At 59.2% G+C, this 8,885-nt stretch carries 6 protein-coding genes and 3 pseudogenes; all 9 read right to left on the bottom strand.

Translation table 11 applies throughout. The features are described 5' to 3' along the window. Window positions 1–96: 96 nt before the first annotated feature. Window positions 97–861, bottom strand: a pseudogene (gene istA, locus ACTJKL_RS31805) (IS21 family transposase); the annotation flags it as partial. 443 nt (window positions 862–1,304) lie between these two features. Beyond that, entirely contained in the window at window positions 1,305–1,742 is a 438-nt protein-coding gene (locus ACTJKL_RS31800; RefSeq protein WP_102762681.1) for a VOC family protein, read from the bottom strand. Window positions 1,743–1,810: 68 nt separating this feature from the next. After that, a pseudogene (locus tag ACTJKL_RS31795) lies at window positions 1,811–2,146 on the bottom strand (GXWXG domain-containing protein); the annotation flags it as partial. Beyond that, window positions 2,136–2,671: pseudogene (locus tag ACTJKL_RS31790) on the bottom strand (hypothetical protein); the annotation flags it as partial. The pseudogenes ACTJKL_RS31790 and ACTJKL_RS31795, both read right to left, overlap by 11 nt. Window positions 2,672–2,778: 107 nt before the next feature. Beyond that, on the bottom strand, window positions 2,779–3,087 hold the full coding sequence (locus tag ACTJKL_RS31785; protein WP_275598820.1) for a hypothetical protein: 309 nt from the start codon (window positions 3,085–3,087) through the stop codon (window positions 2,779–2,781). Between the two features lie 347 nt (window positions 3,088–3,434). After that, the gene (locus ACTJKL_RS31780; RefSeq protein ID WP_440854746.1) at window positions 3,435–4,826 is read right to left on the bottom strand and encodes a carbohydrate ABC transporter permease; all 1,392 of its coding nucleotides are present in this window, start codon (window positions 4,824–4,826) and stop codon (window positions 3,435–3,437) included. Then, on the bottom strand, window positions 4,826–5,914 hold the full coding sequence (locus ACTJKL_RS31775) for a carbohydrate ABC transporter permease (protein WP_440854745.1): 1,089 nt from the start codon (window positions 5,912–5,914) through the stop codon (window positions 4,826–4,828). The genes ACTJKL_RS31780 and ACTJKL_RS31775 overlap by 1 nt, the downstream gene beginning before the upstream one ends. A gap of 53 nt (window positions 5,915–5,967) precedes the next feature. Next, window positions 5,968–7,191, bottom strand: coding sequence for an extracellular solute-binding protein (locus ACTJKL_RS31770; protein WP_440854744.1), 1,224 nt, complete (start codon window positions 7,189–7,191; stop codon window positions 5,968–5,970). Window positions 7,192–7,483: 292 nt separating this feature from the next. After that, on the bottom strand, window positions 7,484–8,602 hold the full coding sequence (locus ACTJKL_RS31765; protein WP_440854743.1) for a nucleotidyltransferase family protein: 1,119 nt from the start codon (window positions 8,600–8,602) through the stop codon (window positions 7,484–7,486). Window positions 8,603–8,885 lie beyond the last annotated feature (283 nt).

Raw genomic sequence — 8,885 nt, 5'->3', positions numbered from 1 at the left:
CCACCGGGCAACGTCAGACTCGCAAAAGGCGTCGGCGGCCGCTATGGTAGCCGCCAACCCCGGTTAATGGACGCTCAACAAATCCAACAAGGTGCATCGTGATGTCTGCTCCTTCGTGCGCGCCCGATACGGAGCGCAGGCGCGCGGCCTGAAGCCCCAGTAACGGGCAAAGGCGTGGAGCCGGGCATTGAACCTGACCTCGCGTGTCACCGCATCATGGTGCTCGACCAGCGCCTTCGCATTGTCGATCAGCACTTCCGCGGGAACGCCGCCAAAGCGCAGGAAAGCGCCCTCCATCCCCTCGAACCAGTCCGTCTGCCGCTGCCGCTGCGAAGCCCGGATATGCAGCCGGCGCGAATAGCCGAGCGTGGCGACAAACACATGAATCCGCACCCGCTCGCCGCCGATCCAGACCCGCGTGTCGCCGAAATCGATCTGCATCTGATGGCCAGGCGCCGTCTCATAGCGCACCGTCGCCCGCTTCTGCGCTTTCAGTTCACGCCGCCATTCCCGAACCCGGCGCTCCACCTGCCGTAGGCTGATGGCGATCCCGTGCTCGCTTTCCAGCTCCTGGCGAATGACGTCCGCGTTGCCTTCGTGGCGGAAGAAGCGCTCCCGCAACCACTCATCCAGACCATCCAGCGCCGACGCGCGCGGGCGTCCTTTGTAAGCAATAGTCCCGCCTTCCCGGAGATAACGGCGAACCGTATTGCGGGCGCACTTGAATTCCTTCGCTATCCGTTTGGCTCCCCAGCCACTCTTATGCAGACGCACCATCGACATCACTTCGTCAGGTTCAAGCATCGCATCTCCCCGCATCCCTCTCGGCAATGCAGGATTCATCGAATTCTCAATCGACATCTATTCCTCCTCTCTAACGAGAGGGGTCAGTTCTTTGTGTCGCTAGGGGGTCAATTGTGCATGTCGCCCGACAACAACCATGCTCTGTTTCGCCAGTGCCCACCGCTGCCGCACATCGAGAGTATAAGGGCTAGGCGCCCAGGCACCTCAGGCCGATGAATAAAGGACTGCTTGCAATCTTTCGCCGCTCAAGCCCCAACGAGTAAGCGATCTTCTGTAACGGGCTTTGCGTCAATACCTTGTAAGTTCGATCCCTCGCCGAGTGCTCGCTTCTGTTGGGGTGGACGGCCCCCGCACGGCATCGAAATGTGCCAGAGTGAGTCGTTGTGAACTCAAGCAAAGAGGATCTCGGCCAGCAGGTGATTGTCCAAGACGTTACCGGCGCCGGCGGCAATCTCGGCGCCGCCTTGGCAAAGCGCTGCACCATACTTCTGACATGTTGCTCAGCCGAGTTCTTGGGCGAGTCCGATGAGAAGCCCTTCGGGCCCACGGATGTAGCAGAGCCGATAGACGTCTTCATAGTCGACGACTTCGCCTACGAGCTGCGCGCCGCGGCTGCGAAGCCTGTCCAGCGTCTCGTTGATGTCGTCGACGGTGAACATGACGCGGAGGTAGCCGAGAGCGTTGACCGGGGCGTTCCGGTGATCCGCGACGACAGATGGCCTGAGGAAGCGGGAGAGCTCTAGCCGGCTGTGTCCATCAGGGGTGCGCATCATGGCAATTTCGACATGCTGATCGCCCAGCCCAGTAACACGTCCCGCCCATTCTCCTTCGATCGTGGCCTGCCCTTCGAGCTCGAGGCCGAGCTCGCGAAAGAACTCAATCGTCCCTTCGAGATCTTCGACGACGATTCCGACGTTGTCCATCCGCTTGAGCGCCATGTTTCCAATCTCCCGGGTGTCGTTCCAACCTATAAGGTATCGCCTGGTCTAACAACGGACACTTGAAGTGCCCGAAGACGGCGCTCAATATATGAAAACAGGTTTCCCGCGACCCGCGTCCTGCCGACTTGGTGGAAACGCAGCGTCAGGCCAAGCGGTATCCACCTTGTATCGATGGCGATCAGGCGGCGCTCGCCTGAGCGAAACAGCAAGGCGTCCGCGCGCATGTCCGAGTTGAAGCGCTTGCCGAACCAGTCGAAATTTTCCATCACACCGTCGAACGAATGGCCGGCCGGAATGCTACGCCCTTTTCATAGGCCGACGAGTTCGCGCGGCTCGATCGGCGGCAGGCTTTGGAACGCCTCAAGCGCTCTCCTCTGGTCTTTCAGCGGATCAGTTGTCATTATGCTGGCGCTTTTTGACCCGCCGTCTGGATCTGGCGTTGCGGCGCGCGTCTCGTAACTCCTCGGGCGTCGGCATCCACCAGCCGCGATTCAGTTCGTGCTGTTCCGGTGGCGTCCGCGACGGCCAAGTTGCCACTAGTTCGTCCAGCGAGCCCGGCCGCCACGACGCCCAGACATACTCCTCGCCATCCACTGCGGGAAAGTAGAATGCGCTGACCGTGGTGGGTCCGCCAGTTCTCCGTCAGTGCCGATAAAGAACACGACGCCGACATGCGTGCCGATCGCGCGATCCAAGGGCGGGGCGTCATTGCTGGGAGCCGGGTAGCGCTTCCGCCGCCGCTCCCTTGTCCTGGCTCTGCGTGCTTCGTCCTGCTCGGTCCCCTCGATCGCCTCGCGCCGCGCCCGCCTTGCTTCCGGCTCATTGCGCTCGGCGGCCGCCTCGATTGCCGGCCAGCGTTGCCGGAGTTCTTCAAATGAGCGGTAGGGCACCGTCCAGAGGCGGCGATCGGCGTCCCAACGCGCGTGCAGAGATCACCCTGTCCGCCTTGATCTGACATGCGTCTCGCCGCTCGGTTCGCTAGTCTTCTTGAAATCACGTATGGCGCTGTATTTTGCAAGATTGTTGGCCATGCTCAGCGGCTCGACACACGGATGGCGCCGGCATCTCCAAGACTGCGCCGGACGGCGGTGACCTGGCTGGACGCGATATCGGCCGAGACCTCGATCTCGCCTGCGAGCGGCGCGTCTCGACGGGCGCCCCCGTCATGAGAGGCATCCCCGCCCGAAGGCCTCGCACCCGCAGTGTTCCGGTCGCTTGCCGACTGAACGAAGATATCGGGCCTCGAAATCCCGTGCTGCTGGACCAGATGCTCGACCGCCAGATCGGCTGCTTCGCGTGTTTCGAACGTGGCCCGGATTGTCGTGGTGCTGTCGTCCGCCATTGGCTGTTCTCCTGATGTTAAACTCACGGGATGAAGAACGCCTCCGGCGGCTGGTAGTTTCGCTTGCGGCGCCCCTTCCGGAAATAACCGTCTGCCGCCTTCGTTCCGGCCGAAATACCTGCACTTTGACCGAACCGAACTGAACGACAGCAAGCAAAGGAGACGATATTGAGCGAATCGGGTTCGAGCAATGCGGAGCGGAAGCTGGAGCTGACAAGCCGGATTGTCGGAGCCTATCTAAGTCGCAATGCGGTTCCTGCCCGCCTATGCTTGCCGCCGTCTGAGACGGCGCTGTGTCAGACTATCCGGCCTGGACGATCTCTCCGGGTAGCCACCAAACCGGGAGTTTATGTGACGCCCTTAGTAAACTGAGTGGGGACAATGTGCCGCTGGAAGAGCACGAAAAGGATGAGGACCGGCACGACCGAGAGGAACGCACCTGCCAGAACGAGGCCCCAATCGCCCTGCACACCCCCAAACGAACGACGTAGGCTGAGGAGCCCGACTTGGACCGTCAGCGCTTCAGGTGGGCTGGTGATAAGGACAAGGGGCCAAAAGAAGTCGTTCCAAGCGCCTTGAAAGGCGAGAATCGCGTTGACCAACAAAGCCGGCTTGGCGTTTGGCAGAACGATCTTCCAAAAGACCTGAAAACGGTTAGCGCCATCGACGATGGCAGCTTCCTCTATCTCTCTTGGGAACCCCTCGAAAAACTGCTTCATTAACAGGACATTGGCCGAGGCGACGAAAACAACGATTACGCTCCAGGGGGTATTTAGAAGCGACAGGTCCCGGAAAATCAAATAGTTTGAGACGAAGGTCACTTGCGCCGGAATCGTCATTGAGAAGATCAGTGCTGCGAACAGTAGCCGGCTGCCCCTGAACTTGAGCCGCGCGAGCGCATATCCGGCAAGGCTGGCGACGACGAGCGTCAGGACCAGGCGCCCGGTAGCGATGGCAAGACTATTGACCAGCCAGCTTCCGAACAGGCTCTTCCCTGTCTGCAGGTCAGCCGTCTCGTTTATAACTCGCCGGTAGTTGTTGAAGATCAACCCGAGAGCGCCTGGTGTGATGTTGTCCCAACTCAGCAGACGTCCACGACGCTCGGATTGCGATGGCGAAATCGGACTGTCGATAAGCGTTTGAGAAGGCGGAGCGGTCAGATTGAGCGGCGTGCGTTCGATCCGCGGCCCGTTCCGGCGGTCGGTACGGTAGGCGATCTCATAGACGAATGTTCGAGTCTGCCACACTCGCCGAATGCCGCTTTCGTCATGAACCTCCATCGTTGCCGAACTGGAACTTTTCAGGGCAATCGACGCGTAATCCGCCGCATAGTCCCGCATGAGCGCAGCGGCGATGCCCGATCCCGGGCGCCGACGAGGAATCTCGGCCTTCGGTTCGACGATGTCGGCGACCGCCGCGTAGGTGACACTGAACTCGACTTTGGCTCCATAAGAAAACCCTCCCCACAAAGCGTCGCCCGCGCCCTCATGTCCCAAACGCGCCGCGGCAATCCATGCGGCCGGATTGATTTGATCGAAATAGATGCGGAATGGTCTTTCGAGTGGATCGACCTTCAGGCTCGCCATGAAGGCAAGAACGAACATCCCCCCCATCACGGTCGCGACGGCAAGAAAGGTCATATACAACCAGGCGCGTGCCGCAAGCTGCCGCCGGCGGAGTGCGACAACCGGCAGACGGCGGCGCGGGGGCGAAGCAGTCACGGCGGTCATCCTCGCCATCAGTCGGCCCTTTCCTTCACACCAACCGATTTTTGCACGTAGACGACTGCGATTGTGAGAATGCCAAGGACGAGCGCAGCGGCACTCGCCACGCCAATCCTGGACGAGGCGCCAGCCGGAAAGGCGTTCTCATAAATGTAGTAGGCAAGCGTGACGCGGCTTGCGAGGGGCGCCGCATCTCCCAGAATAGCGACCTGGTCGAACATCTGCAGAGTACCGATAACGCCCATCGTAACGACGGCGAAGGTCACCGGCCTGAGCGCCGGCACGGTTATGTGGCGAAATCGCTGGAAAGCGTTGGCCCCGTCGATCTCGGCTGCGTCGTACAAGGCGTTCGGGATCGACTGTAGCCCCGCCAGGAACAGCAGCATCAGCGTCGGAACCGTCGTGAAGACATTCATCAACGCCACGGACCACAGCGTGACCGGCATGAAAAGGAAATGCTGCTGGGTATTTAGCCATGAGATAAGCAGATCGTTATCGAAAACAGGCAGCAATCCCGAGAGGGCGCAGGTAACGACAAGCGTCAATGCGCCAAAGGCGGCCGCGAGCAGAAAGAAGGGATCGAGGATGGAGATCCCTTCATAGCTGCGCCGCGCGTTGAGAACGAGTGCGCCCTGCAACGCAACCAAGCCCATGAAGAACGATAGAATGTGCCCGCGATAAGTAAGCACGACGCTGACAATCGCGGTCATGAAGCCATCTCTCTGAAAAAGCCAGAGAAAGATAAGCGTCATGGCCGCACTGGACATGATCGATGGCAGGTAAAACACCGTACGAATGAGCCCCCTCGCCCGGACGGCATGATTCGCGAGAACCGCCAGGGCAAGCGCAAGCATGCTCTGGACTGTTGTGACGATGAGCGAGAAGCCGATCGTGTTGCGCAGGGCGATAAGGAAAAGTTCATCGGAGACGAGTGCAGTGTAATTGGACAGCCCGACGAAGCCCGGTCCCTTGAACAAGTCGAAATCGGTAAAGCTGTAGCAGGCTGTCCGGACGATCGCGTAGACGAAAAACAGCGCCATCGAGATTGTAAAGGGCAATACGAAGAGCCAGCCGCTCCTCTCTTCCGAACCTGCTCGCGACATGCATCCCCTCCCGCAGGTGCCCTGCTTCACGTTGCGCATCCGAGAACTCGGCCTTACTTTGCGAGCATCCGATCGAAGACGCTTTGTGCCGATGCCAAAGCGGTGTCGGCATCCGCCTCCCCGAGGATGACAGCATTGAGCGCAGCATTGATTGGCTGCATCCAACTTCCTCCGACGTTTCCAAAGAAATATGGCGTGACGTGATCGTCCGAGAGGCCTTCAAAAACCACTCGGCTTGTCATCTGTTCGGACTGGCCGCCCCGTAACCAGGGGTTGTGAGCCAGTGCGGTCCTGCTCGGGAGGGCCAGCCCTTGCTCCAAAACCCATTGCTGGGCCTCCTCTGTGGTCAGGAGCTCAGCGACCTTTGCAGCAGCCTTACGGACTTTCGAGGCCGCATTGACGGTCCAACCGACGGTAAAGACGATATTTCCTCGTTTGCCGCTTTCAGGGTCTTTCGGCATCCGGGCAGTGCCGAGGCTCATGTTTGGAGCACTATCGCGCAGGGCGCTGATGATCCAGGCGCCCTCGATCGCTGTGGCAGCCCGCTCGGACGCCAAGCAACCGCCGCTCCAGCTTTGACCTGCGTCGGCGGCCATAACGGCGGCCCCAGACTTCACGAGGCCGGTGTAAAAATCGAAAGCCCGCTGAAAACGCTCATCGAGCATAGTTTTTCCCCGACTGTCGAAAGGGCGCCAGCCCGTCGACACTGCAAAGGCGCCGAAGCGGGCATATTCCGGAACGATGCAGAGGCCATCGACCTCCGGAAGAGCCTTGTGCACCGCTACGAGTTTCTCCTGCAGCGTCGTCCAGGTATCGTCGTCGCTTGGATAGGCAACTCCCGCATCATCGAAGATGTCCTTGTTGAAATGTACCGCCAGCGTGTTGAAGTCCTTCGGGATCGCGTAAAGCTTCCCATCATAGGTGAAGGCTTCGAGGAGATTGGCTGCAAAACCGAAAACGTCCTCCGTTACCGGTGCTGCTTGCCCGGCGCTGAAAATGGAGCGCGCCCAGAAGATATCGACGTAGAAGAGGTCTGGAGCGGTGCCCGCCGAAAGGCCGTTGATAATGAATTGCGAAAAGTCGCCATCAACGGGTTCGTACGTTACCGTGATGCCGGCTTTTTCGAGCTCGTCGGCAAGAACGTTGGTTAATAAGCCGTTGACGATGGCGACCTCGGACCCGCCCCAACCCGATACCCGCACAGTGTCCTCAGCAAACGCCGGCAAGCCAAGGAGCATGGTCGCCGTGGCAAGTGCTTTCGCAGGACGGAACGGCATATCGATCCTCCCTCCGATCAGAGATCAGGGACCAGAGCGGCAACTACGAGACGGCTTCCCGCTGCTCAGGAGGTAGATAGCTTCGCATGCGAAAACGTCGAGCAGCGCACCACCGCAAGAGCAGCCTGCCGTTGTTGATCGAACTCAGATATCCTCACCCTCTTCGGCTCGGCTAGGAGCTACGCCCCTCTTACTGACTATCGCACGCTTGCGTCGGGGCGATCTTCTCAGCACAGAAGGCTTACCTTTGGAGGCTCCTTGGTTGAGAAAAGATCTCTGTTCAACCAGCGTCTCACTTGGGTGAAGCCGTAGTTCTCTCCCGGAGATCGTAGTTGTTGGGATTCTCCTCCAACTTGTGGATACCCTCGGTAAGCCCTGATCGAATACGATGACGAACATCAATCTCGAGCTGGTCTATGCTCTTGCGAATTGCCTCTTTCCAGGCTGGACCACGGTCGTACGCTTCCATGAAGGCGTCGGCCAAGTCCTCCGTCTGTCGCGTTTCGATCATGGCTTCCATTATGGTGGCAGCCTGTGCTCGGTCCTTGCGACTCTTCGCCATGCCGTCATCGTCCGTCAGGCGACGGCTGGCGACGATGAGTTTATGAATGGCGTACCGCTGCGGAGCGGGGACATTCACCAGCACGCCGGCACCGTGCAGCAGAACGGCTCGGATCGGATGGTAAATCAGATAGTCGAGGAATCGGAGTGGCTGAGCCGCAGCTCCGCCGAGTGCGGGCATGGGTGTCGGTCGCCCGCCATATTCGTCAGAACCACGATTTGGAGTAAGGAATTCGACCTTGTAGCCCTTCCGAGACGCGTACTGCGTTGCGAAGCGACCGTCGGCTTGGTGAGGGATCTCCCTGAATGTCGGATCGACCTTCTTCAGCGTCTCGAGCATGGGCGGCACTTGATCGTCCACAGCCACCGAAATCGAATAGAACTGAGCGAAATCCGCATCGGCCGTAAGCATTGCCGTCCCCGGCAGGCGAACGCCTAATACTGCCGGATAACACTGGTAGGCGACGGTACCGATCAGGACGCCACGCAACCGGAAAAAACCGGCCTCAGCCAACGCCTGCACAATGTCCCCCGTTTGCCTTTCCGGGCGGGGTAGATACGCTTCGCGCACGAGAGTTGACACCAACTTTCGGCGCTCACGGATGCCTGCCTTTAAATCTTTGAAAGTTTCGACCCGTCTTGTGATCTCAGGATCCTCGACAGGGCCGACGTATGTTCGCTTCTTGCCGCCCGCCCCATCCGGTAGATCGAAGTACCAGTATCGACGCCCTTTCACCTCAGCAGTGATAAACCGGCCTTCTACATTGAACTCGCCTGCGAACGAGCCATCAAGAGATCGCTGCGAGAGCTCGCTGTAGAGCGTCTGGTAGGTGTGCGAGATGTTCTGCATTGCGTTGTTACCATGTTCGCATAGATGGTAATAGCAGAAAATCGCTACAATGTCACCCGGGAGTTGTTACCAAAATTGCGTTAATGGTAGCAACAGTCCGCTCCAAGCTCTGTTCCCAGTCCACAGACAGGTTCCGGCCGATACGTTATGCGATCTTCTGAAACGGGCTGGTACATTCTATTTCCAAGTGCGACATGCCAATGATTTCAATGGGTTCCCCTTGGAGATTTTGGAATGTCCCGACGCTATTCGCAGCTGAATCTGACTGATCGACGCCGCCTCT

The organism is Sinorhizobium sp. 22678 (assembly GCF_052044265.1).
GTDB classification, from domain to species: domain Bacteria; phylum Pseudomonadota; class Alphaproteobacteria; order Rhizobiales; family Rhizobiaceae; genus Sinorhizobium; species Sinorhizobium meliloti_A.
Note: the sequence above shows the minus strand (reverse complement) of the source record. Positions and strands in the feature narration are given on the sequence as shown.

Coding starts and splice junctions, on each gene's coding strand:
- ACTJKL_RS31800 (WP_102762681.1), bottom strand. CDS start 1,742: ATGGCGCTCAAGCGGATGGACAACGTCGGAATCGTCGTCGAAGATCTC.
- ACTJKL_RS31785 (WP_275598820.1), bottom strand. CDS start 3,087: ATGGCGGACGACAGCACCACGACAATCCGGGCCACGTTCGAAACACGC.
- ACTJKL_RS31780 (WP_440854746.1), bottom strand. CDS start 4,826: ATGGCGAGGATGACCGCCGTGACTGCTTCGCCCCCGCGCCGCCGTCTG.
- ACTJKL_RS31775 (WP_440854745.1), bottom strand. CDS start 5,914: ATGTCGCGAGCAGGTTCGGAAGAGAGGAGCGGCTGGCTCTTCGTATTG.
- ACTJKL_RS31770 (WP_440854744.1), bottom strand. CDS start 7,191: ATGCCGTTCCGTCCTGCGAAAGCACTTGCCACGGCGACCATGCTCCTT.
- ACTJKL_RS31765 (WP_440854743.1), bottom strand. CDS start 8,602: ATGCAGAACATCTCGCACACCTACCAGACGCTCTACAGCGAGCTCTCG.